General features: G+C 73.8%; 19 protein-coding genes and 1 pseudogene. 10 read left to right on the top strand and 10 right to left on the bottom strand.

Annotation, left to right across the window (positions count from 1 at the left end; translation table 11 throughout):
* Nucleotides 1–7 precede the first annotated feature (7 nt).
* The gene (locus tag ACFYOV_RS19100; RefSeq protein WP_389089147.1) at nt 8–2,140 is read right to left on the bottom strand and encodes an MMPL family transporter; all 2,133 of its coding nucleotides are present in this window, start codon (nt 2,138–2,140) and stop codon (nt 8–10) included.
* 75 nt (nt 2,141–2,215) lie between these two features.
* On the opposite strand from ACFYOV_RS19100, the gene ACFYOV_RS19095 reads away from it, so the two are divergent.
* The gene (locus tag ACFYOV_RS19095; RefSeq protein WP_389089146.1) at nt 2,216–2,725 is read left to right on the top strand and encodes a MarR family winged helix-turn-helix transcriptional regulator; all 510 of its coding nucleotides are present in this window, start codon (nt 2,216–2,218) and stop codon (nt 2,723–2,725) included.
* 124 nt (nt 2,726–2,849) lie between these two features.
* Entirely contained in the window at nt 2,850–3,416 is a 567-nt protein-coding gene (locus ACFYOV_RS19090; RefSeq protein ID WP_389089145.1) for a DUF4383 domain-containing protein, read from the top strand.
* A gap of 322 nt (nt 3,417–3,738) precedes the next feature.
* Here ACFYOV_RS19090 and ACFYOV_RS19085 read toward each other — a convergent pair whose 3' ends face one another.
* Complete coding sequence (locus ACFYOV_RS19085; RefSeq protein ID WP_389089143.1) at nt 3,739–4,473, bottom strand: dienelactone hydrolase family protein; 735 nt, start codon at nt 4,471–4,473, stop codon at nt 3,739–3,741.
* A 544-nt stretch (nt 4,474–5,017) separates the two neighbouring features.
* On the opposite strand from ACFYOV_RS19085, the pseudogene ACFYOV_RS19080 reads away from it, so the two are divergent.
* Nucleotides 5,018–5,443, top strand: a pseudogene (locus tag ACFYOV_RS19080) (pyridoxamine 5'-phosphate oxidase family protein); the annotation flags it as partial.
* 89 nt (nt 5,444–5,532) lie between these two features.
* Nucleotides 5,533–6,243 carry a CBS domain-containing protein gene (locus ACFYOV_RS19075; protein ID WP_389089142.1) on the top strand — a complete coding sequence of 237 codons (711 nt, stop codon included), beginning with the start codon at nt 5,533–5,535 and terminating at the stop codon, nt 6,241–6,243.
* 117 nt (nt 6,244–6,360) lie between these two features.
* Here the strand turns inward: ACFYOV_RS19075 and ACFYOV_RS19070 are convergent, their stop codons facing one another.
* Both ACFYOV_RS19070 and ACFYOV_RS19065 read right to left on the bottom strand, forming a co-directional pair.
* Complete coding sequence (locus ACFYOV_RS19070) at nt 6,361–7,026, bottom strand: CBS domain-containing protein (protein ID WP_389089140.1); 666 nt, start codon at nt 7,024–7,026, stop codon at nt 6,361–6,363.
* A 121-nt stretch (nt 7,027–7,147) separates the two neighbouring features.
* On the bottom strand, nt 7,148–7,600 hold the full coding sequence (locus ACFYOV_RS19065; protein WP_389089139.1) for a cyclic nucleotide-binding domain-containing protein: 453 nt from the start codon (nt 7,598–7,600) through the stop codon (nt 7,148–7,150).
* Nucleotides 7,601–8,101: 501 nt separating this feature from the next.
* Here ACFYOV_RS19065 and ACFYOV_RS19060 point away from each other — a divergent pair.
* The 4 genes from ACFYOV_RS19060 (at nt 8,102) to ACFYOV_RS19045 (ending at nt 13,396) form a co-directional block, all read left to right on the top strand.
* On the top strand, nt 8,102–8,980 hold the full coding sequence (locus ACFYOV_RS19060; RefSeq protein ID WP_389089138.1) for a universal stress protein: 879 nt from the start codon (nt 8,102–8,104) through the stop codon (nt 8,978–8,980).
* A gap of 40 nt (nt 8,981–9,020) precedes the next feature.
* Nucleotides 9,021–11,381, top strand: coding sequence for a glycoside hydrolase family 65 protein (locus ACFYOV_RS19055; protein WP_389089245.1), 2,361 nt, complete (start codon nt 9,021–9,023; stop codon nt 11,379–11,381).
* Nucleotides 11,382–11,592: 211 nt separating this feature from the next.
* A complete protein-coding gene (locus tag ACFYOV_RS19050; RefSeq protein ID WP_389089136.1) occupies nt 11,593–12,471 on the top strand; it encodes a universal stress protein in 879 nt (292 codons plus the stop codon).
* 34 nt (nt 12,472–12,505) lie between these two features.
* Nucleotides 12,506–13,396: a universal stress protein gene (locus ACFYOV_RS19045; RefSeq protein ID WP_389089135.1), complete on the top strand. Its 891-nt coding sequence runs from the start codon at nt 12,506–12,508 to the stop codon at nt 13,394–13,396.
* 205 nt (nt 13,397–13,601) lie between these two features.
* Here the strand turns inward: ACFYOV_RS19045 and ACFYOV_RS19040 are convergent, their stop codons facing one another.
* The 4 genes from ACFYOV_RS19040 to ACFYOV_RS19025 form a co-directional block, all read right to left on the bottom strand.
* Nucleotides 13,602–14,588 (bottom strand): GerMN domain-containing protein, encoded by a 987-nt coding sequence (locus ACFYOV_RS19040; protein WP_389089134.1) that lies wholly within the window; start codon nt 14,586–14,588, stop codon nt 13,602–13,604.
* A 131-nt stretch (nt 14,589–14,719) separates the two neighbouring features.
* Entirely contained in the window at nt 14,720–15,895 is a 1,176-nt protein-coding gene (locus tag ACFYOV_RS19035) for an ABC transporter permease (RefSeq protein ID WP_389089132.1), read from the bottom strand.
* The gene (locus ACFYOV_RS19030; protein WP_389089131.1) at nt 15,892–17,061 is read right to left on the bottom strand and encodes an ABC transporter permease; all 1,170 of its coding nucleotides are present in this window, start codon (nt 17,059–17,061) and stop codon (nt 15,892–15,894) included. Before ACFYOV_RS19030 ends, ACFYOV_RS19035 begins: the two co-directional genes overlap by 4 nt.
* Before the next feature lie 6 nt (nt 17,062–17,067).
* Nucleotides 17,068–18,048, bottom strand: coding sequence for an ABC transporter ATP-binding protein (locus ACFYOV_RS19025; RefSeq protein ID WP_389089129.1), 981 nt, complete (start codon nt 18,046–18,048; stop codon nt 17,068–17,070).
* A gap of 544 nt (nt 18,049–18,592) precedes the next feature.
* Here ACFYOV_RS19025 and ACFYOV_RS19020 point away from each other — a divergent pair.
* A complete protein-coding gene (locus tag ACFYOV_RS19020) occupies nt 18,593–19,525 on the top strand; it encodes a universal stress protein (protein WP_389089128.1) in 933 nt (310 codons plus the stop codon).
* A gap of 107 nt (nt 19,526–19,632) precedes the next feature.
* The gene (locus tag ACFYOV_RS19015; RefSeq protein ID WP_389089126.1) at nt 19,633–19,920 is read left to right on the top strand and encodes a hypothetical protein; all 288 of its coding nucleotides are present in this window, start codon (nt 19,633–19,635) and stop codon (nt 19,918–19,920) included.
* Between the two features lie 174 nt (nt 19,921–20,094).
* Here the strand turns inward: ACFYOV_RS19015 and ACFYOV_RS19010 are convergent, their stop codons facing one another.
* Together ACFYOV_RS19010 and ACFYOV_RS19005 are read right to left on the bottom strand one after the other, a co-directional pair.
* A complete protein-coding gene (locus ACFYOV_RS19010) occupies nt 20,095–20,607 on the bottom strand; it encodes a flavodoxin domain-containing protein (RefSeq protein WP_389089125.1) in 513 nt (170 codons plus the stop codon).
* Nucleotides 20,608–20,658: 51 nt separating this feature from the next.
* On the bottom strand, nt 20,659–21,033 hold the full coding sequence (locus ACFYOV_RS19005) for a hypothetical protein (RefSeq protein WP_389089123.1): 375 nt from the start codon (nt 21,031–21,033) through the stop codon (nt 20,659–20,661).
* Between the last annotated feature and the right edge of the window lie 105 nt (nt 21,034–21,138).

Raw genomic sequence — 21,138 nt, 5'->3', positions numbered from 1 at the left:
CGGGCGGTCACCGTCCTGGGGCGGTCACCGTCCTGGGGCGGTCACGGCCGCCGGATCCGGTGCGTTCGTCGCGGGCCAGGGCACTGGGCCACCAGGCACGCGGGCCGCAGTCGATCACCAGGGCGGGCACCAGGAGCGAACGGACCACGAGCGTGTCGAGCAGCACGCCGAAGGCCACGATGAACGCGATCTGCACCAGGAAGGCCAGCGGGATGACCACCAGCGCGGCGAACGTCGCGGCCAGCACGACACCGGCCGAGGTGATGACCCCTCCAGTCGTCGTCAGCCCGCGCAGCACGCCCTGCCGGGTGCCGTGCGTGACCGCCTCCTCCCTCACCCGGGACATCAGGAAGATGTTGTAGTCGACCCCGAGGGCGACCAGGAAGACGAACCCGTACAGCGGCACCGAGGCGTCCGTTCCGGTGAAGCCGAGCAGGTGCTGGAACACGAGGGCCGAGACCCCCAGCGTCGCCAGGAAGTTGAGCGCCACGGTCGCCACCAGCAGGACGGGGACCAGCAGCGAGCGCAGCAGCACCACAAGGATCAGCAGGATGATGGCGAGCACCAGCGGGACGATGACGGTGCGGTCGTCCGCGGCGGTCCGCTGGGTGTCGTACTGCTGCGCGGTGTACCCGCCGACCAGTGCGTCGGCGCCGGGGACCGCGTGCACGTTCTCGCGCAGCCGCTGAACGGTCGCCTTGGCGGCGTCGCTGTCGGCCGCCGCCTCGAGCGTGGCGTTGATCTGGACGCGGCCGTCGACGACGAGCGGGTCGTCGGCGCTCGGCCGGCCCGAGGCGGAGACCGGCGTCGCCGAGGCCACCCCGTCGGTGCCCTCCGCCACGGCCGTCACCCGAGTGGCGCGGTCGGCGTCGGCGATGATCACGGCGGGATTGCCCGAACCGCCGGGGAAGTGACGGCCGAGGGTCTTCTGGGCACTGACCGAGGGCGAGTCGTTCACGAAGATCTCGTCGAGCGGCACGCCCTTGGCGGACAGGGAGGGGGAGAAGGCCGCCAACACCCCGAGCACCAGTGCGGTCACCACCCAGGTCCGGCGCGGTCGGGCGTCCACCTTCGCCGCGACCCGGCGCCACACGCCGTGCCCCTCGACGGAAGCGTCGGACTCCTTCGGCCTGGAGGGCCAGTAGGCGGTGCGGCCCAGCAGGGCCAGGACGGCCGGCAGGAAGGTGAGGGTGGAGATCACGGCGCACGCGATGCCGATGGCGCCGACGGGCCCGAGGGCGCGGTTGTTGGTGAGGCCACTGGCGAGCAGCGCCAGCAGGCCGAGTGCCACGGTGGCCGCGCTGGCCGTGATGGCCCCGAAGGAGCGGCGCACCGCCGCCACGGCCGCCGCGGCCCGGTCACCGCGTACGGCGAGCTCCTCGCGGAAGCGGGCGGACAGCAGCAGGGCGTAGTCGGTGGCGGCACCGATCACGAGGATGGACAGAATGCCCTGCACCTGGCCGTCCACCCGCACCACGTCCCGTTCCGCCAGCGCGTAGACCACGGCGCACGCGAGTCCCAGGGCGAAGACGGAGCCGAGAATGATCAGGAACGGCAGCAGGACGCTCCGGTACACCAGCAGCAGGATCAGCAGCACGGCCCCCAGGGCGACCCCCAGCAGCAGGCCGTCGACCCCCGCGAAGGCGTCCGACAGCTCCGCCTGGCTCGCCGCGGGGCCGGCGATCTGTGCCGTGGTGTCCGGCACGCTCCGCGCCGTACCGCGCACCTCGCCGAGAACGTCCGGCAGGCCCTCTCCCAGGTCGGGTTCGAGCTGCACGACGGCTTGCATCGCCTTCCCGTCCTCGGAGACCAGGGCGGGTGACGGACGGCCCACGATCCCGGGCCGTCCGGCGAGTTCGCCGACCGCACGGGTGGCGTCCGCCTGCTGCCGCTCGGTCACCCGCCCGCCGTCCGCCGTCCAGACCAGGACGGCGGGCAGGGACTCGGACTGGTCGAACGCCTCGCGTTCGGTGAGCACAAGGGTCGACTCGGCGCTCTTCGGCAGGAAGGCGGCCTGGTCGTTGGTGGCCACCTCGCCGAGCTTGCCCGCGTAGGGCCCCAGCGTTCCGCCCACCCCCAGCCAGACGACCAGCAGGACGAGCGGTACGAGCCATCGCGCCCAGCGCGACGTCGTTCTCATGGACATCCCCAGACAGCAGCCGAATTATCTAATCCATCAAGTATCTCAATGATTGAGAGAATATATACTGCCGCCATGGACGGCACCGGCGACCACCCCTCGGCATCACTTCCCGAGGAGGGCCCGCTCGGGTTGCAGTCGTTCGCGGTTCTCCTGCGCCGGATGAACGCCGAGTTCAATCGCATCGCGTACGAGTTCGCCCACACGCAGGGCCTGCACCTCACGGACGTGCAGGCGCTGATCGCGATCCTGGACGCCGATCCCGACAACGGCCCCATGACGCCCGGTCGGCTGCGCAAGCAGCTCAATCTCACGTCCGGTGCGGTGACCGCGTGCCTCGACCGTCTCGAGAAGGCGGGGCACATCCGCCGCGTCCGGGCGGTCGGTGACCGCCGTGTGGTGCACCTGCACTACGCGGAGACGGCCAGAGGTGTCGCCAGGGAGTACTTCCGTCCCCTGGCCAGCAGCACCGGAAGCGCGCTCGAGCGCTTCACCGACGGGGAACTCGCCGTCGTCGCGCGCTTCCTGGCGGAGATGAACCGCGAACTGGTCCTCCTGCGCCGCGACAGCGCCCCCGACGCGTAACCGTCGGCGAGGTGGCCCTCGCCCTCGGGTGCAACCACCCGCCCTCCACGAGGGGAAGACAGGGCACAGGCGGACGGACAGGCGTCCGCCCGTGACCCCGCCCCCGCGTCGGAGAGGATGCGTCATGAGGCTGCGCGACGAACTTCCCGTCGACCACGCACTGGCCACGGTCTACCGTTACGGGGCCGGGCTGTGCGGTGTGATCCTGCTGGTGTTCGGCTGCCTCGGCTTCGCCGACCGGCTCAGTCCCTTCACCACGGACGGCACGGAGATCGCCGGCATGACGAGCAACGGAGCACTCAGTCTCCTCTCGGTCGTCGTCGGCCTGGTCCTGATCGGCGGCGCCGTGGTCGGAGGCAACTTCGCCTCGACGCTCAACATGATCGTCGGTTCGCTGTTCCTGCTCAGCGGCTTCGCCCACATCTTCGTGCTCGACAAGCCCGCCAACATCCTCGGCTTCGGCATGACCAACGTCATCTTCACGTTTCTGATGGCGCTGCTCATCCTCACCTTCGGAATGTACGGACGGGTGTCGGGCAAGCTGCCGCACGACAACCCGTACTGGCGCCGGCGCCACCCGCGCGAAGCGGCACGGGAGTCCCTCGCGGCCCGGCGCCGGGCCCGTGCCGCGGCGCTCGCGGCGGCACCGGAGGCCGGGCCGACCGAGATGGCCACGCGCCACCAGGGCTGAGCACCCGGTCGCCGGCCCGGACGCGTATAGACCGGCGGCCGGGCCGGCCGGCAAGGGCGCGGCGGCACCTGTCCCGCCCCGACGGCGAGCGGCCGTCCCCCTGACCGACCGCTCGCTCGCCCGCTCGCCCCGCTTCCCGCCGGGCGCGGACGTGCGCGGCCCGGCGGGCCCGTCGGCTGCCCGGGCGACCGCTGCGGCCCAGGGTCCTGCGCCGGGACCGGGCCGTCTGCGATGCCGGTGCCCGCGGGCTGGGCGTGAGCACCCGGGAGGTGCCCCGACCCCGGGCCGTCCGGACCCAGCCGCGGCCGGGTCCGGAGAGCGGTCACGCAGACAGCGGTGGGGGTGCCGCCGCGTCCGGTCCCGCCAGGTGGGCGGTGAACCAGTCGCGCGCCACGTCGGCGACGGTGTCCATGGCGCCGGGTTCGGTGAACAGGTCGGCGACGCCCCGGACCGCGACGACGCGGTGCTCGCAGAGCATCCAGTCGGCCGCGATCCGGTTGCGGCCGAGCACCCGGGTGTCGAGACCGCCGACCAGGAGCAGCGTCGGAGCGCGAAGACGGGACAGTGCCGCCGGGCTGGCGAGGTCGGGGCGCCCGCCGCAGGAGACGACGGCCCGGATGTCGTCGCCCGCCGCTGCCTCCAGGGCGGCACCCGCGCCCGTACCGGAACCGAAGTAGGCCACGGGCAGCGCCGTCTCCTGACGCACCCAGTGGGAGGCGGCCCGAAGACGCCGGGCCAGCAGGACGATGTCGAACGCGTTGTGCCGGTCGCGCAGTTCCTCACCGGAGAGCACGTCCAGCACCAATGAGCCGACTCCCACGGAGCCGAGGGCGGCGGTGACGGACCCGAGGGCCGCGTCCGGCCGGTTCGAGCCGCCGTGCGTGAAGACGACCACCGCCCGGACCGTCGCGGGCAGTGCCAGACGGGCGGTGAGCGCGACGGATCCGGCACCGACCTCGACGTCGTGGTCCGATGCGGGCCCCGTGGCTGCGGGCGACCGGCCGGGTGACCGGGCAGGTGACCCGGGGACGCGGGGCGTGGCGAGCGGCGCGGTCACCTTCCCCTCACCTCCCCGGGTGGCGGTGCCGGGCCGGGCGCGGACGCGGCGACGGGCCCCGGGAGGACCGCTCCGCACCAGACCGAGCAGAACGTCGGTGGCGCCGTGGAGCCGCCGAGCGCACCGGCCCAGGTGCCGTGAGGTGTCCGAAAGGTCGTCGAAACGCATGTGACATCCCCTCACGCGCGGCGCGGGCAGAACCGTCTCACCGTCCATTGCAGCGGCTCGCACCGGCCCGTGACAGGGCCGGACGGCCCGGTATCCGGCCGCCCGCCCCGGCCGGCCCGGGAACGGCGCGCCGTACGCCCGGAATCGACCCGGACCGGCCCCGCGACACGACGAACGACGGCGTGCCGCACGCCCCGCACCGGCAGGGCCGCGCGGGGCTCCGGCGCCCCGGGGGACTCGCGCGTCGGCGGTGCCGTTCCTCCGGGCCGTTCTGCTGCCCGGCCGGGACCCACGGCCCTCGGCCCGGGAGACCCGCTGTCCGCACGATGGAAGTGCACCGTACCCACGCTGTACCGGGCGGAGGACGAGTCGGCTGATGTACTGGAACGACGGATTTCGCGAACTGGAGCGGCCGGAGTGCCTCCGGCTGCTGGCCGGGGTGCGCGTGGGCCGTGTCGTCCACACCCGCCGGGCGCTGCCCGCCGTGCTGCCGGTCGGCTTCGGCCTGGACCACGACGGAGCGGTACTGCTGCGCACCGCGGCCGCCTCGGAACTGGTCCGGGCGATCGACGGTGCCGTGGTCGCCTTCGAGGCCGACGACGTGGACCCGGTCGCCCGCTCCGGCTGGAGCGTGGTCGTCATCGGTTCCGCGGCCGTGGTCACGGACCGGGAGGAGCACGAGCGGCTCCTGCGGACCGGCCCCCGTGCGTGGGTGGAGGGGCCCGAGGAGGTCCCCGACGAGGTCTTCGTGCGGATCCTTCCCGAAGTGCTCGCCGGCCGGGAACTCGTCGGCCGACGCACCACGGGTCCCTCACCCCGTGACGTGCACCGGCACGGGGAAGGACCCGCTGACGAACCGTCCGAGAGCGTACGACCCCGTTGGAGGACGCCATGCACGGCTCCCCGCACATCGTGAGCGACGTCATGACACGCACCGTCGTGGCCCTGGCCGGCGGGGCGATGTTCAAGGACATCGTGGAGACCATGGAGGAGTGGGCGGTCAGCGCCATGCCGGTGCTGGACGGCGAGGGAAAGGTCATCGGGGTCGTCTCCGAGGCCGACCTGCTGCGCAAGGAGGAGTACCGCGACAGCGTCCCCGAACGGCCCGCGTTCCTGCGCCGCCTGCCCGATCTCGACAAGGCCGCCGCCGTCACCGCGGAGGAACTGATGACCGCACCGGCGGTGACCGTCCACGCCGACGCCACGATCGCCGAGGCCACCCGCATCATGGCCCGGCACCGGGTCAAGCGACTGCCCGTCGTCGACGACACGGGCGCCCTCGAAGGCGTCGTCAGCCGCACCGACCTGCTGAAGGTGTTCCTGCGGGCGGACGACGACATCGCCGACGAGATCCGCGGCGAGGTGGTCGCCGGCCGCTTCCCCGCTTCCCTGGAGGCGGTTGACGTGCAGGTCCGCGACGGAGTGGTCACCATGACCGGTCACGTGCCCGACGCCTCCCTCGTGCCCGTCGCGGTGCGCCTGCTCCGGGCCGTGGAGGGAGTGGTGGACGTGCGCTGTGAGCTCACCGGCCCGCACGGTCGCCCGGCCCTGGACCCCGACTTCCCGGACGATCGCCCGCCCGGGCCGTCGGCCGGGGCGTGACGGTCGTCGGCACGTGACCGCGACCGGCCCCGCGCCCGGTTGCCTTCCGGGGCGCGGGGCCGGTCGCAGCGCGTGAGGACATCCGCCGTCCGGCCGGAGGATCCCGAACGGCGGTCGTCAGCCGGTCATCTGCGGCGACGATCCGCCCGTGAGGTGGCATTCGACGTCGACGACCCCCTCGACCGCGCGCACGGCGCGGGCCGCGACGGGCACCAGGGACGTGTCCCGGACGCGGCCGGTGAGCGTGACGACGCCCTCGGACACCGCCACCCGGACCGGCTCGGGAGAAGCGGGGAAGAGATGGGCGACGACGTCCCGGCGAACCTCCTCGGCGATGTCGTCGTCGGTGCGCAGGAAGACCTTGAGCAGGTCCGCGCGACTCACGACGCCTTCGAGCAGACCCTCGTCGTTCACCACCGGCAGCCGCTTGACCTTGCGCAGCGCCATGATGCGGGCGGCCTCGGCGACCGTGGCCCCGGCGTGGACGGTCACCGCCGGAGTGCTCATCAGCTCTCCGGCGGTCAGCGCCCCGGCCTTCGCCAGGTCGTCCAGGCGGCGCATCTGGGTGAACCGGTCCGGGTCGCTGTCGCGGAACTCCTCCTTGGACAGCAGATCGGCCTCGGAGACGACACCCACGACGCGCCCCTCGCCCTCCAGCACCGGCAGGGCGCTCACCTTCCACTGATCCATGAGCTGGACGATCTCCTTGAAGGGTGCGTCCCGCCCGACGGCCACGACGGTGTGCGTCATGACGTCGCTCACGGTGCGCGGGCTGTCGTTCATGGTCTTCTCCTCGTGCTGTCGTGTGCGGTCGAGGAAGGCCGCGGCGAACGGACGCGCGGGTCGCGGCCCGGCCGTCGCAGGGGGTCCGTCCCGCCCCGGGCGGGACGGACGGGCCCCGCCGTCACCGGCTTCCGCTGCCGTAGGGGGCGTACAGGTCCAGCAGCCGGATCCGGGTGGAGTGCAGCCGCTGGGACACCACGCGGCCGATCCACAGGGCGATCGCCCGGCCGAACTCCGCGTCCCGGGCCGCAAGCTCCCGAACGGCCTCCGCGTCGAACTCCCAGGCGCGCACCGGGCTCGTGGTCTCGGCGCCGAGGTGCCAGACGTGGGGCGGGAACTGCCAGGACCAGCCCACCAGTTCCCCATGGCCCAGCGACTCGATGACGGCGGCGCGGCGGCCGGGGACGTGCAGGTCGAGGGCGACGGTACCGGTCCTGATGATCCAGAACCGGTCCGCGCGCCGGCCCTCTTCGAACAGGCGGACCCCGGCGTCGAAGGACACCTCGCGGCCGTACTGCATCAGCCGCTCGCGGTGCTCGGCGGGGAGGGCGGCGGCCAGGGTGGTGGGTGTCATCGCTCCGTCTCCTTTTCCTTCCAGCCGCCGCGGCCGGCCCCGGTCTCCCGGCCGGGGCGTGCGGGGGCGACCGGCCGGGCGTGGACGGCGCCCGCAGGGCGGGCCGTGCGCGGGTCCGTCACGGGTCCTCCGTGCCGCCGCAAGGCTGCTGATTCCAGACTGGGCCCGTGGCCCGGTGGGCGCCACAGGCCGCCCGGGCCACCCCGAGGGCTTTTCGGCCCCAGCCGGGAGTGCCGAGTGCCGTGCGCCTCCCCATAGGGCGCCGGATACGCGGAACCGGGACCTCCACTGCTGTGGACCGCAGGCTCCACCACCGAGGAAGGGCCCGAACGAGTGACGACCCACGGCTGCCACCGTGCCGCGCAAAACCCCGCCATGGACCGAGCGACCCCGTACAGGGCCGAGCGTCCCCTCGTCGCACGGCGGAACGCGTGAGACGGTGGAGAACGAGTCGGTGGCTCCGGCGCGGCAGCACCGGAGTGGCGAGAGGCGGTGGGCCACATGACCGGACTGCCCCTTGTTCTGGGCGTGGACGGATCGGACCCGAGTCTCCTGGCGGTCGACTGGGCCGTGGACGAGGCAGCACGGTGCGGCCTGCCGCTGCGGCTGGTGCACGCCTCGCTGTGGGAGCGCTACGAGGGCGAGCCCGCCCCGGAGCGGGAGGGCACCCCGGCCCAGGTGACGGCCGAACACGTCGTCGCGTCCGCCGCCGAGCGTGCCGGACGGCGCAACCCCACCGTCGAGGTCTCCACCGCGGTCCTGCCCGAGGAGCCGGTGGACGCCCTGCTGCGCGAGGGGAACAACGCCTCGCTGCTGGTGACCGGTTCGCGGGGCCACGGTGGTCTCAAGGGGCTGCTCCTGGGGTCGGTCGGCCTGGCCGTCGCGGCACGCGCGCACTGCCCGGTGGTCGTCGTCCGGGGTGACCCGGCCGGACTGGCCGGCCGGCACGAGCGGATCCTGCTCGGAGCCGGTGACCCCGACACCTCTGGCGAGGCCCTACGGTTCGCCTTCCACGAGGCCGAGGTCCGCGGAAGCGTCCTCGACGTCGTACGGGCATGGCGCAGCCCCGCGTACGAGCCCGCCGGACGCCCGCGGCCACCGAACGGTGAACCGGCGCGTCAACAGGAGGCGCGCGCCTCCGCGCGGCTCGACGAGCTGCTGCGTGAGACCATGGCCGGCCACCCGGGGGTACGGGTGCGCCCGGCGACGGTCGAAGGACCGGCCGGGAAGGTGCTGGTGTCCCGGTCGGCCGCCGCCGACCTCGTGATCGTCGGCGCCCGACGCCGGCAGAGCCATGTCGGTCTGCAGATCGGTCGGGTGAGTCACGCGTTGCTGCACCACGCACAGTGCCCGGTGGCGGTCGTGCCGCAGCGGGTGTGACGGAGAGGACGACCGAAGGGGGATCACCGCCGTGCCCGACATGACATGGGAGTACGACGGCTACCAGCCGGCCGACGAGTCCCTGAGGGAGTCGTTGTGCACTCTGGGCAACGGCTACTTCGCCACACGCGGTGCGCTGCCCGAATGCGCGGCCGACGGCGTGCACTATCCGGGCACCTATGTCGCCGGCTGCTACAACCGCCTGACGTCCGACATCGCGGGCCGCAGCGTCGAGAACGAGGACATGGTCAACGTCCCCAACTGGCTGCCGCTGCGCTTCCGGCTCCTCGGCGGGCAGTGGATCACCCCCGACACCGCGCCCGTGCTCGAGCACCGGCTGGTCCTGCATCTGGCCGCGGGCCTCCTGGAGCGACGCACCCGCTACGACCTGGGGGAGGGCCGGACCCTGTCGGTGCGGCAGCAGCGGCTGGTGCACATGGCCGACCCCCACCTGGCCGCCCTGCGCACCGAGCTCGTCCTCGAGGGCGCATCGGCCGACGTGGAGATCGAGGCGGCCCTCGACGGCGGCGTCACCAACGCCGGTGTGCCCCGTTACCGGGACCTGGACGGCCACCACCTGACCCACGTGCACACCGGCGACGCCGACCGGGGCACCGTGTGGCTGCGCTGCCGCACCCGTACCTCGGACATCCGCATCGGCATGGCGTCCCGCCTGACCGGCGACCGCACCGTCGTCACCGGGCACGAGCCGCCGCGCGCGGTCCAGCGGGTGCGCCTGCCGCTGACCGCCGGGCGCACCGTCACGGTCGACAAGACGATCGCCCTGCACACCTCCCGCGACCCCGCGATCAGTGATCCGCTGCAGGCCGCGATCGACCGGGTGAACCGGGCACCCTCCTTCGAGGAGATGGTCGACGGCCACATGACGGCCTGGGACCTGCTGTGGCGGCGGGCCGACATCGAGGTACCCGGCGAGGCGGGCGAGATCCTGCGGTTCCACCTCTTCCACGTCCTGCAGACCCTCTCCCCGCACACCGCCGACCTCGACGTGGGGGTACCGGCGCGGGGACTGCACGGCGAGGCGTACCGGGGGCACGTGTTCTGGGACGAGCTGTTCGTCCTGCCCTACCTGAATCTGCACTTCCCGGAAGTGTCCCGGGCGCTCCTGCGCTACCGGCACCGCCGCCTGGAACAGGCCTGCTCGGCGGCACGCGCGATCGGCCGGCGCGGCGCGCTGTACCCCTGGCAGAGCGGCAGTGACGGCCGGGAGGAGACACAGCGGCTTCACCTCAACCCGCGTTCGGGCCGCTGGCTGCCCGATCACTCACATCTCCAGCACCACGTCGCCTCGGCGATCGCGTACAACGTGTGGCAGTACGGGGAGGCCAGTGGCGACGCGGAGTTCCTGCACACCAAGGGCGCCGAGATGCTTCTGCAGATCGCGCGCTTCTGGGCCGACTCGGCCACCTGGGACGACGACCTGGGCCGGCACCGTATCCGGGGGGTCGTCGGCCCGGACGAATACCACGACGCCTATCCCGGCGCGGCCACCGCCGGCCTCGACGACAACGCGTACACCAACGTGACCGCCGCCTGGGTGCTGACGCGCACGCTGGAGCTGCTGCGTGCGCTGCCCGAACCCCGCCGCCGGGAACTCGTCGAGCGCACCGGCCTCGACGGGGGCGAGCTCGAGCAGTGGGAGGACGTCTCCCGCACCCTGTACGTGCCCTTCCACGACGGCGTCATCAGCCAGTTCGAGGGCTACGGCGACCTCGCCGAACTCGACTGGGCCACCTACCGCGAGCGGTACGGCGACATCCGGCGCCTGGACCGGATCCTGGAGGCCGAGGGCGACACCGTCAACCGCTACAAGGCGTCCAAACAGGCCGACGTGCTGATGCTCGGCTACCTGTTCTCCCCGTCCGAACTCCGGGGCGTCCTCCACCGCCTCGGGCACCGTCTGGACGCGGACACCTGGCAGCGCACGGTGGACCACTACCTGGCCCGCACCAGCCACGGATCCACCCTCAGCGGCCTGGTCCACGGATGGATCCTGGCCCGTGACCGGCGTGCCGAGGCATGGACGTTCTGCCAGGAGGCCCTGCGCGGCGACATCGCGGACCTCCAGGGCGGCACCACCGGCGAGGGCATCCATCTGGGCGCCATGGCCGGCACCCTCGACCTCGTCCAGCGGGGACTCACCGGACTGGAGACGCGCGCGGACTGCCTGTGGCTCGACCCGGTGCCGCTGCCCGAACTGTCGGCGTACGGCTTCGCCATCCGCTACCACGGCCACTGGGGCGTACGGCTGCGCCTGGAGCGCCGTCTGCTGCAGATCGAGGTGCCGCCGTCCGACCGCTCGCCGATCGACGTCCAACTGGCCGACCGCGCGGTGAGCGTCGAACCGGGTGAGACCTGCCGTCTGATCCTGCCCGAGTGACCGTTGTGCATCACCTGCCGACGAGGGCCTGCCGACGAGGGCCTGCCGACGAGGGCCTGTCGACCAGGGCCTGTCGACCAGGGCCTGCCGACCAGGGCCTGCCGACCAGGGCCTGTCGGCCCTCGGCGAGGCCCTCTGCGGCCCCTGCGCAGGCGCGGAGGCCCGGGTGATGCTGAGATCGGGGAAGGAATCCGTTCCGGAGGTGTGCCTCATGCCCGCACGTGTGACCGCCGGTGTGGACGGTTCCACCGAAAGTCTGGCCGCCGCCGAGTGGGCCGCCCGTGAGGCCGTCCGCCGCGGGTGGGAGCTACGGCTGCTGCACGTGGGCCCCTGGCATCCGCGCGAGGACGACGCCGGTACCGCACGCGCAGCGGCACGGCAGCGATCGGCGCGCCGGATCCTGCGGCGGTGCGAGGAACACGTCCGCGCCGGCTGCCCGGGCGTGCGCGTGTACGGCGAGCAGGCCGAGGGACCGGCGACGGCGGCCCTGGCGACGGCGGCCGGCGACGGCGGACTGCTGGCTCTGGGCTCCCGAGGGCTGGGCCGGCTGTCCGCGCTCGTCGCGGGCTCGGTCGCCCTCGGGGTGGTCGCGTGCGCCACGGGTCCCGTCGTGCTCGTACGGTCCGGCACCGGCGGCACGGCGACACCGGCAGGCTCCGGCAACGCCGACGTGGTCGTCGGCGCCGACGTCACCGAGTCGTGCGACGACGTGCTCGCCTTCGCCTTCGAGGCGGCACGCGTGCGACGGGCGAGGCTGCGGGTCGTGCACGCCTGGCGCGCACCCGGCCCGCTCACCCTGGGGCCCGGGGAACTCGGCCTGGCCGACGGCGCCGCACAGCGCGCGGAGTGGCTCGGCTACCTCTCCGCCGTACTCCGGGCGTGGCGCGACACGTGCCCCGAGGTGGAGGTCCTGGAGACGGTGGTGACCGACGATCCGGCCGACGCCCTGCCGCAGGCCGCGTCCGGAGCCGGCCTCCTGGTCGTGGGCCACCGGATCACCGAGCGGCCCGGAGTCGCGCGCACCGGCCCGGTCACGCACGCCGCGATCCGGCAGGCCGACTGCCCCGTGGCCGTCGTACCGCACCCCTGATCGTGCGAGAGGTGGAGAGGTGGAGGTGAGTCCGATGACGAGGCCCGTCGTGGCCGGCGTGAACCGTTCCCCCGAGAGCCTCGCCGCTGCCCACTGGGCCGCGGCGGAGGCCCTGCGCCGGGGACTTCCGCTGCGGCTCGTGCACGCCTGGGGGGACCCGTCCGGTGACGACACCGGAGACGGTCCCGACGAACCCCGGGCCGCACGGGCCGACCGGGTGCTGCGCCGGGCGGCGGACCGGATCGAGGAGCGGTACCCGCAACTGCACCTGGCGGTGGAGAAGATGCGGAGGGCGCCCGCCCCGGCGCTCGCGGCCGCGGCGGAGGACGCCGCATTGCTCGTCGTCGGCAGCCGGGGACCCGGCGCGGTCGGGGGCCTGGTCACCGGGTCGGTGGCGCTGACCGCCGTGGCGCACGCCGCAGCACCGGTCGTCCTGGTGCGGGCCGGTGAGGAACCCGAGGACGAACACCTCCCGGACGGTGCCGGCGCACCGTCGTCCCGCACCGGGTACCGTGACGTCGCGGTCGCCGTCGACCTCGGCGGGCCCAGCGACGACCTTCTGGAGTTCGCCTTCCACGCCGCCGAACTGCGGCGGGCCCGGCTGCGGGTCGTGCACGCCTGGCACGTGCCGCTCGCGCAGGGTCTGGCCGATGCCGGACAGCGGGCCCGGGTCCGGCAGTCGGCGGAGCAGGAACTCCAGTCCGTCCTGGAGCCGTGGCGGCACAAGTACCCCGGCGTCTGCGTCAAGGAGAACCTGCACGAGGGCCGCCCGGCGCAGGTCCTCGTGCGGGCCGCGGGCGGAGCGGGCCTGCTGGTGGCCGGTCGCCGCCGCAGGCGCGCCGCGCTCGGCCCGCACATCGGGCCGGTCGTCCACGCGCTGATCCACCACGTCGGCCGGCCCGTGGCCGTCGTGGCGCACGACTGACGGCATGCCGGGGAAGGCGGGCCGCGGCGATGTTCCGCAACGCCCGGGGCATCGACCGGTGGTGCGTGGCCGCGTCGTTCGGTGCTCACCGCTCACCGCGGTGGGTGGTGACGTCCCGCAGCACGGCCTCACGCGCCGAAGGCCCCGGCGCCCGCTCACCGAGAGGCGAGCGGACGCCGGGGCCCGGGGCGTCGGCGGGACCGCGTCAGCGTTTGACGGACAGCGGCACCGTGTCCACGGTCACCGGCCTGCCGTCCTCGGGGGAGAGGTAGTACGCCGTCAGCAGCCCGCCGCCGGAACGGGTCGCCCTGTAGGGGATCGTCACGTCGAAGGAGCCGCGGGTTCCCGTCCCGGACGTAGCCCGCACCTGCACGTCGGTCGCGGTGCGGCCCGAGGCGTCGGTGACCTTCAGACGGAACTCGGCCTCGAAGGTGTTGGCACTGCCCCAGACCCGGACCGGGCTGCGAACCGTGTCGCCGGTCATGGGCGCCTCCACCAGCACGGCGGGGGCCAGGTCCTCGAAGTCGGCCCGCCCCACCGGCTTCTCGAGGACGATCCCCTCGCCGCCGAAGGACGTCACCGGTTTGCCGTCGAGTGCGAAGCGGACCTTGTCGATGGTGGGGTAGCGGGTGACGGTGAACACCACCTGGGCGAGGCGGGCCCGCATGGACAGGCTGCCGCCGCCGTCGTCGTACCGCCCGGAGAGGTCGACGGTCGCCACCCGGTCGCGGACCGCGACCGAGCGCAGCGCCGTGCCGGAGGGAATGGCGGTGGTGCGGTCGTGGGCCCGCTCGTACCGGCCCGGGCCGGCCAGCAGGGCACGGACGGCCCCGGCTGCCGTCGACGGAGCGGTGACGGTGCGCGGCACGGCCGAGACGTGCTCACCGTGCAGGAAGTACACCCCCGTGCGGACGGTGCGGGCCGCAGAGGGCGCCGCCGGTCGGCTCGTGGAGGGCCGGGGAGTTGCTGAACCCGTGCCGGGGGTGCCGGTGGACGGAGCGGGCGTGGCCGGGGCGGTTCCCGGGCTCCCTCCGCCGGTGGGGGAGTCGGTGGGTCGGCCGGTGTCGCCCGGTGCGCGCACACCGGAGTCCGTCCCGCACGCGCCGACGACGAGCAGCGGCAGCACCAGCGCCACCGCGCACACCTTGGGACGGCGCGCTCGAGGCTGCGTCGTCACCTTGTTCTCGTTCATGACAACCTCCTCCGCTACCTCGAGCGAACCGCTGCGCACGACCCGCTGCCAGGGACCGTTCGGCCCTGGCGCACAGCCGAACGGCAGGTCGCGGCGCAACGGCGCCCGGACCCGTCGCAGCTGAGGGGGTGTCAGCCGGTGCCGGGCGCGGTGAGCCGGCGCCGCAGCGCCAGGGAGGCGAGCACGAGGAGCGCCGTCGCGAATCCGGCGAGGACCAGCAGGTCGCCGGTGACCGAGCCCAGATTCCCGTCACGGGACATCAGCGTGGTCCACGCGTCGACGGCGTAGGAGTGCGGCACCGCCCCGCCGACGGCGCGCAGCCAGCCGGGAACGAGCGCAAGCGGCCAGGTGCAGCCGCCGAGCATGCCGAGCCCGATGCCCAGCGCGGGGCCCACGGCGTGCACCTGCTCCGGGGTGCGGAAGACCGCCCCGGCGAGGACACCGGCCCCGGTGCCCACCAGGGCCCACACGACGACGAGCAGCGCGGCGGCGAGCGGGTCCCCCCAGTCCACGCCGAAGACCAGCGCACCGATGCCGACGATCAGCACGGACTGCAGCAGCGCCAGCAGGAGGTAGGCGGCCGTCTCACCGAAGACGAGCGTGCGGGCGGAGACGGGCGCCGCCAGGGCCCGGGTGTAGACGCCGGTCCGGCGGGTCTGGACGATGGCCGCTCCGCCCGCCAGCGCGTTGATGAACACGAACAGCACCAGCATGGTCGGTGTGCTGTAGCTGTAGCCGAGCGGCAGGTAGGAGCTCTCCCCGTCGACCGTCACCGTCGTCACCCCGATGGGGGACGAGGCGGCCTCTGCGCCACGCGCCCGGGTCAGGTTGGCGTCGAAGGTGCCGCCCGCCTCGTCGGTCGCGAACCGGGCGGCCTGCAGGCGCGCCGCGTGCTGGGCCACGAGCGAAGAGACGGACGACACGGCCGACTGCCCGGCCCCGCCCGACGGCTCCACCAGCACCGGCACCGCCACCGGCCGTCCGTCGCGCACCTGCCCGTCCAGCCCGGACGGCACCACGACCACGGCGTCGAGCTCTGTGCGCCGCAGCGCGGTCCGTGCGTCCGCGACGCTGTCGTAGGTACGGGTGCGCAGTCCGGGCGCGTTCTCCAGGTCCCGCGTGAGCTCCCGCGCCACCGGCCCCGCCCGGCCGTCCGGCACCACGCCCACCCGGAACCGGTCGAACCCGCCGACCGTGACCCCGATGACCACGATGACGGCGACGGGCAGCAGCACCATGAAGAACAGCGCGGCCCGGTCGCGCAGGGCCCGTGCGACGGTGGCCCGGGTCACGGCGAACGCGGTCATGACGTCCTCCTCCTCAGCCACAGCACCAGGGCCGTCAGCAGGGTCACGACCGCCGAGAAGGCCGCGATGCCGAGCAGCGGAGCGCCGACCGCAGCCCACCCGCGCACCCCGGTGCCGAGATCGGTGAACCCGCGCAGTGCCCAGCCGTTGGGGGTGAGCAGGGCCAGACCGCGCAGGAGCGAGGTGCCGGACGCGAACACGAAGTTGCCGCCCAGCAGGGCGAGCCCGAAGACGAACACCGACGACAGCTGCTCGGCCTGCTGTTCGGTCCGGGACAGCGCGATCACCAGCGCGGTCAGGGAGACCACGGCGACCGCCATGGCGGTGCTGAGGACGGCGACGCCGGCCGGGTCCGCCCAACTGGCGTCGAAGGCCAGCCAGGACACGAGCGTGACGGTGGCCAGCCCGGCCAGGCTGTAGACGAACGTGGACAGCGACTTGCCCAGCAGCAGCGCGGCCCGGCCGACCGGGGCCGCCGCGATCCGGTCCAGGGTGCCCTGCCGCTGCTCGCCGAAGTAACCGCGAGCGGCGAAGCCGACGGTGAACAGGACGAAGAACATGCCCATGCTGGGCCCGAAGTAGCTGATCACCTTCAGCGGGTCGTCGGTCAGCCCCTGCGGTCGCACCTGCTCGGGCAGACGCAACAGCGCGGCTTTCGCCGCCAGTTCGGGGACGTCCTCGTGCCCGGCACCGGCCGCCAGGGCGGTGACCACCGACAACCGGTCGGCGTTGACCTGGGCGACGTAGGACTCGGTGACCGCCCGCGCCAACTGCGCCTGCAGCCCGTAGTCGACGCTGTCCAGCACGGTGACGGGTGCGGGGGTGCCGCCGCGCAAGGCCGCCGTGAACCCCTCGGGGACGACGATCGCCGCGTGCACCCGCCCGTCGTCCACCGCCTCGCGGGCGCTCGTCTCGTCCTCGAACGTGCGCATCCGCACGGTGCGCTCCAGCTCAGGGCTCTCCAGCACCCGCACGAGACCGGTGGCGGCCGGGCCGTCGTCCAGGTCGACGAGGCCGAGGTCGGCGCGGAAGGCGGAGCTGCCGCTGAACGCCATGGCCATCAGCCCCGCCATCAGCACCGGCGCCAGGAACACGATCACCCAGGCCGAGCGGTCGCGCAGCCGCTGGCGCAGATCCTTGGCCGCGATGGCGAGTACGACGCCCACGGTGGCTCACTCCCTCAGCGCGGTGCCGGTCAGATGGAGGAAGACCGCCTCCAGGTCCGGTTCGTCGATCTCCACACTCCGGACGTCGACGCCCTGTTCATGGGCGAGGCCGAGCAGTTCGGGCAGCAGACTGCGCGCGTCCTTGACGACCACCTCCACCGTGTCCCCCCGCTCGCCGGTGCGCGCCGCGCCCTCCACCCGGGTCAGGTTCCGGCAGGCGTCCGCGTAGCGCGTCAGGTCACCTACGGCCGTGAGCCGCACCCGGTCCCGTTCGGCCACCCTCGACACCAGTTCGCGAGTGGTCCCCTCGGCGACGAGGCGTCCCCGGTCGATGATGCCGACCCGGTCGCACAACCGCTCGGCCTCCTCCATGTAGTGCGTGGTGTAGAGGATGGCCATGCCCTCCTCACCGAAGCGGGTGACGCTCTCCAGGATGGCGTGCCGGCTCTGCGGATCGACCCCCACGGTCGGTTCGTCGAGCACCAGGAGGGTGGGTGCGTGCATCAGGCCCGCGCCGATGTTCAGCCGCCGGCGCATGCCGCCGGACAGGGAGTCCACCCGGTCGCGGGCGCGATCGGTGAGACCGATCAGCGCCAGCACCTCGTCCAGTCGGCTCTCCAGCCGACGGCGCGGCAGCCGGTACAGCCGGCCGAAGAAGCGGAGGTTCTCGCGGACACTGAGGTCCGGGTAGAGGGCGACGTCCTGCGGGACGAAACCGACGAGCCGCTTCGCGGGTCCGGCGGCCGTGGTCATCGGCCGGCCCGCCACGGTCACCGTGCCCGAGTCGGGCCTCAGCAACCCGCACACCATCCGGATCGTGGTGGTCTTGCCCGCCCCGTTCGGCCCCAGCAGTCCGTACGTCTCGCCGGGCGCGATGCGCAGACCGACGTCGTCGACGACGGTCCGGTCGCCGAACCGCCGGACGAGATGCACGCAGTCCAGCACCGCCTGCCCGTCACCGGGCGGCCGCCTCACCGGGGAGCGCATGATGTCATCACCCCTGGCCCCCTCGCCTGTGGTTCGCTCACGTGAGCCGTCGTGTTCAGGGTCGTGGGCCCCGGCACGCCGCGGGCAGGGTCTTTCGGCACGTCGTGCGTCCGCCGTCCGGCCCTGGCCCGCGAGGACCGGCATGCGGGCCCGCCCCGCGCCGAGCGCCCCCGGTGGGGGGAGGGGCCGGTCGGCCCCGCCGTGGGTACTGTCCGGCCCTCGTGCCGCCTCGGGCGCGGTGCTGGTATGGAGTCAGCGGAAAGGATGACTCGACAGACGCGGAGAAGCGGTCGGTGACCGCGCACCGCGCAATCAGGACCCGCGAGAAGCGGATGGTCCTTTCCGCGCCCTCCTGCCCCGCTCGATGCCTCTGGTCGAGCGGGGCTTCGCCGCCTGGAGGCGGTGCGCGGCACCCTCGCGCCGCGATGGGGCCGAAGGCCCCCCGCGCCAGGGCTGTGCGGCTCTGGCCCCGCGCGGCACACCGGGCGAGGCTGGAACCATCCGATCCAACGCAGTGGACAGCGGGTTCCGGGAGGGATGCGTCATGCAGGGCAACGTCGCCGTCGGAGTGGACGGCTCTCCCGCCGGTTTCGCCGCCGCGCACTGGGCGGCCCACGAGGCCGTGCACCGCGGCACCGGGCTCGACGTCGTGCACGCCTGGCACCCGCAGGCCCGGCCCGCCTCCGGCGCCGTGTCCGCGGGCACCGGCCGCGACGCGGCCGAGCAGGCCCTGCGGGCCGCCGTGCACAGCGTCCGCGCGGCGTACCCGGGGCTGCCGGTGACCGAGCAGCTGGTGCAGCAGGCACCGGTCACGGCCCTCGTCACCGCGGCCGCCCGGTCGGAACTGCTGGTTTTGGGATCGCTGGGCCTCGGCCGGGTGAGCGGGTTCGTCACGGGCTCCGTGTCCCAGCGGGTGGTGGCCCGGGCGGCGCGCCCCGTCGTGCTGGTGCGCGCGGGCCGCGGAGCCGCCGACGAGCACCTGCCGGCGACGGACGGCGTCGCCCCGGAGGAGATCGCCCGGACCCCCTACCGTTCGGTCGTCCTGGGGCTGGATCTCGGGCATCCCTGCGACGAACTCATCGCCTTCGCCTTCGACGCAGCGGGGCGCAGGAGCACCGGCCTGCACGTCGTGCACACCTTCCGGATGCCGCAGCAGCCCTCCTTCGACTCCTCGACGGTCATGGCCCCGGCCGTCCCGCCGGTCCCGGTGGCCTCTCCCGAGGCCCTGGCTTCCGTCGAGCACGCCGTGGTCGCGGCGCTGCGCCCCTGGTGTGAGAAGTACCCGGACGTCAGGGTGACGGAGACGGTCACCACGGGCCGCGCCGCGCCCGCGCTGGTGTGGGCCGCCCGCGAGGCCGGCCTGCTCGTCGTCGGGCGCCGCACCGTCGGGAGCGGGCCGGGCGCCCACGCCGGACCGGTGACCCACGCCGTGCTGCACCACGTCGCCTGCCCCGTCGCCGTCGTCCCGCACGACTGACGCTGCGGGAGGCGCCCCTGCCGATCGTGGGCGGCGTCAGGAATCGGAGCCGCCCCACGATCCCTTCGCACGGTCGTCACGCTGTTGGCGGTCAATACACTCTCGGCATGGGGGATTCGAGGATGCTGGGACGGGTGCTGGAGACGTGTGCCGAGCGGGGGGACAGAATCGGCTTCACCCTTGCGGACGGGCGGGAGTTCCTCGGATGGGTGGAGGAAGTAACCGGCACCGAAGCACTGGTGTCGTGGGCTCCCAGCCCCGTCTGCTTCCAGGCGACCGGCGGCGCTTCGTGGGCACTGGAAGACGAGTGGGTGGCTCTGGCGGACATCGGTCCGGAAAGCCTTGGAGTGTATGACGAGTCGGAGAGGTGCTGGGTGAACCTGCTCCGGCCCTGATCGCCGGCGAGCCCCTCGGCCGACACCGGCCAACCTCGTCACCCGAGTCACCTGCCACGGAGCGGCCGTCCGCAGCACTCCTGGGCGGCGGCGGGCGTGCGCGGCCGGTGTGCCGCCGGCCGCGCCCGCGTGCCGCCGAGCCGTGGGCACCGGGCGGTGCTCCCGCGCCGGACCTCAAGCCTCCGCCCGGAGTTCTGCGGCGATGCCGGTGGCCCACGCCTCGACGGCGTCCCAGTCGCGGAAGTCGCCGAACCTGCCTCCCAGCAGGCGGAACGCGAGGCGTCCGGCACGGGGCAGCTGGTTCTGCTCGACGATGCCGGAGAACAGGCGGTGGTCGCGCTGTCCCAGCCCCGAGGGCAGGCCCTCCTCGATCACCGGCACCTCCCTGGCGCCCATGCGCCGCCACGGCCCGCGCAGCGCCGCCGGCATGCCCACACTGAAGATCCACACGGGGCGTGCGGCGAGTACGTCCAGGTTGTTCCCTACGAACGCCCTGGCCTCGGGCAGCCAGCTCTGCCCGTGCACGGCGCTGCCGAGGACGAACGCGCGGTAGGCGTCGGCGTGGGCGACCTCGGCCATCGGCCTGGCCTCGGCCGTCCGTCCGGCGCGGCGCAGCACGAGAGCCATGCGCTCGGCGAGCGACCGGGTCGACCCGTGCCCCGTCGCGTATCCGACCAGCACGTCCATGGGACCACCTCGTTCCCGTCGGTTCTTCCGCCGCGCCCAGCAGTACGGGGCTCAGTGCATCGACGCCGGCCACTGGGCCAGAACGGCGGCCAGGACGCCGGCGTCCAGCAGCACACCCAGTGACAGCCACGGGTTGAACCAGAGGATCTTGAGCAGCAGCCCGGCGCAGGCGGCGAGGAACGCGGCGACCGGCCAGGTGCCGCTGTGCACGGTGGCGGCGATGCCGGCGAAGAAGTACAACATGGCGGTGACCGCGGCCAGCCCGACGGCGACGGCTCCGACTGTGCGGGTGCCGGGGCCGTCCGCGCGGGACAGCGCCCAGGAATGACGGGGGTCGGGCTCGTTGCCGCCGGGCCGTGCCAGCCACACCCGCAGGTGGACGAAGCCGTGCAGGAACAGGAAGGCCGAGACGAGGAAGGTCGTCATGGGCCACCTCCGGTTCGTGGCCGCCCCGACCCGCCCGGAACGGGATCGCTGCGGCGAAGGTCCGTCCTCTCCACCCTGCGCGGCGGGGCGTGACCCCGCCAGTGC

The sequence above is a fragment of the Streptomyces sp. NPDC005931 genome (assembly GCF_042871235.1).
Taxonomy (GTDB): domain Bacteria; phylum Actinomycetota; class Actinomycetes; order Streptomycetales; family Streptomycetaceae; genus Streptomyces.
Note: the sequence above shows the minus strand (reverse complement) of the source record. Positions and strands in the feature narration are given on the sequence as shown.

What these genes read in the sequence shown, in the direction of transcription:
- ACFYOV_RS19100 (WP_389089147.1), bottom strand. Translation starts at nt 2,140, where the DNA reads ATGAGAACGACGTCGCGCTGGGCGCGATGGCTCGTACCGCTCGTCCTG.
- ACFYOV_RS19095 (WP_389089146.1), top strand. Translation starts at nt 2,216, where the DNA reads ATGGACGGCACCGGCGACCACCCCTCGGCATCACTTCCCGAGGAGGGC.
- ACFYOV_RS19090 (WP_389089145.1), top strand. Translation starts at nt 2,850, where the DNA reads ATGAGGCTGCGCGACGAACTTCCCGTCGACCACGCACTGGCCACGGTC.
- ACFYOV_RS19075 (WP_389089142.1), top strand. Translation starts at nt 5,533, where the DNA reads ATGCACGGCTCCCCGCACATCGTGAGCGACGTCATGACACGCACCGTC.
- ACFYOV_RS19070 (WP_389089140.1), bottom strand. Translation starts at nt 7,026, where the DNA reads ATGAACGACAGCCCGCGCACCGTGAGCGACGTCATGACGCACACCGTC.
- ACFYOV_RS19065 (WP_389089139.1), bottom strand. Translation starts at nt 7,600, where the DNA reads ATGACACCCACCACCCTGGCCGCCGCCCTCCCCGCCGAGCACCGCGAG.
- ACFYOV_RS19060 (WP_389089138.1), top strand. Translation starts at nt 8,102, where the DNA reads ATGACCGGACTGCCCCTTGTTCTGGGCGTGGACGGATCGGACCCGAGT.
- ACFYOV_RS19055 (WP_389089245.1), top strand. Translation starts at nt 9,021, where the DNA reads ATGACATGGGAGTACGACGGCTACCAGCCGGCCGACGAGTCCCTGAGG.
- ACFYOV_RS19050 (WP_389089136.1), top strand. Translation starts at nt 11,593, where the DNA reads ATGCCCGCACGTGTGACCGCCGGTGTGGACGGTTCCACCGAAAGTCTG.
- ACFYOV_RS19045 (WP_389089135.1), top strand. Translation starts at nt 12,506, where the DNA reads ATGACGAGGCCCGTCGTGGCCGGCGTGAACCGTTCCCCCGAGAGCCTC.
- ACFYOV_RS19040 (WP_389089134.1), bottom strand. Translation starts at nt 14,588, where the DNA reads ATGAACGAGAACAAGGTGACGACGCAGCCTCGAGCGCGCCGTCCCAAG.
- ACFYOV_RS19035 (WP_389089132.1), bottom strand. Translation starts at nt 15,895, where the DNA reads ATGACCGCGTTCGCCGTGACCCGGGCCACCGTCGCACGGGCCCTGCGC.
- ACFYOV_RS19025 (WP_389089129.1), bottom strand. Translation starts at nt 18,048, where the DNA reads ATGCGCTCCCCGGTGAGGCGGCCGCCCGGTGACGGGCAGGCGGTGCTG.
- ACFYOV_RS19020 (WP_389089128.1), top strand. Translation starts at nt 18,593, where the DNA reads ATGCAGGGCAACGTCGCCGTCGGAGTGGACGGCTCTCCCGCCGGTTTC.
- ACFYOV_RS19015 (WP_389089126.1), top strand. Translation starts at nt 19,633, where the DNA reads ATGGGGGATTCGAGGATGCTGGGACGGGTGCTGGAGACGTGTGCCGAG.
- ACFYOV_RS19010 (WP_389089125.1), bottom strand. Translation starts at nt 20,607, where the DNA reads ATGGACGTGCTGGTCGGATACGCGACGGGGCACGGGTCGACCCGGTCG.
- ACFYOV_RS19005 (WP_389089123.1), bottom strand. Translation starts at nt 21,033, where the DNA reads ATGACGACCTTCCTCGTCTCGGCCTTCCTGTTCCTGCACGGCTTCGTC.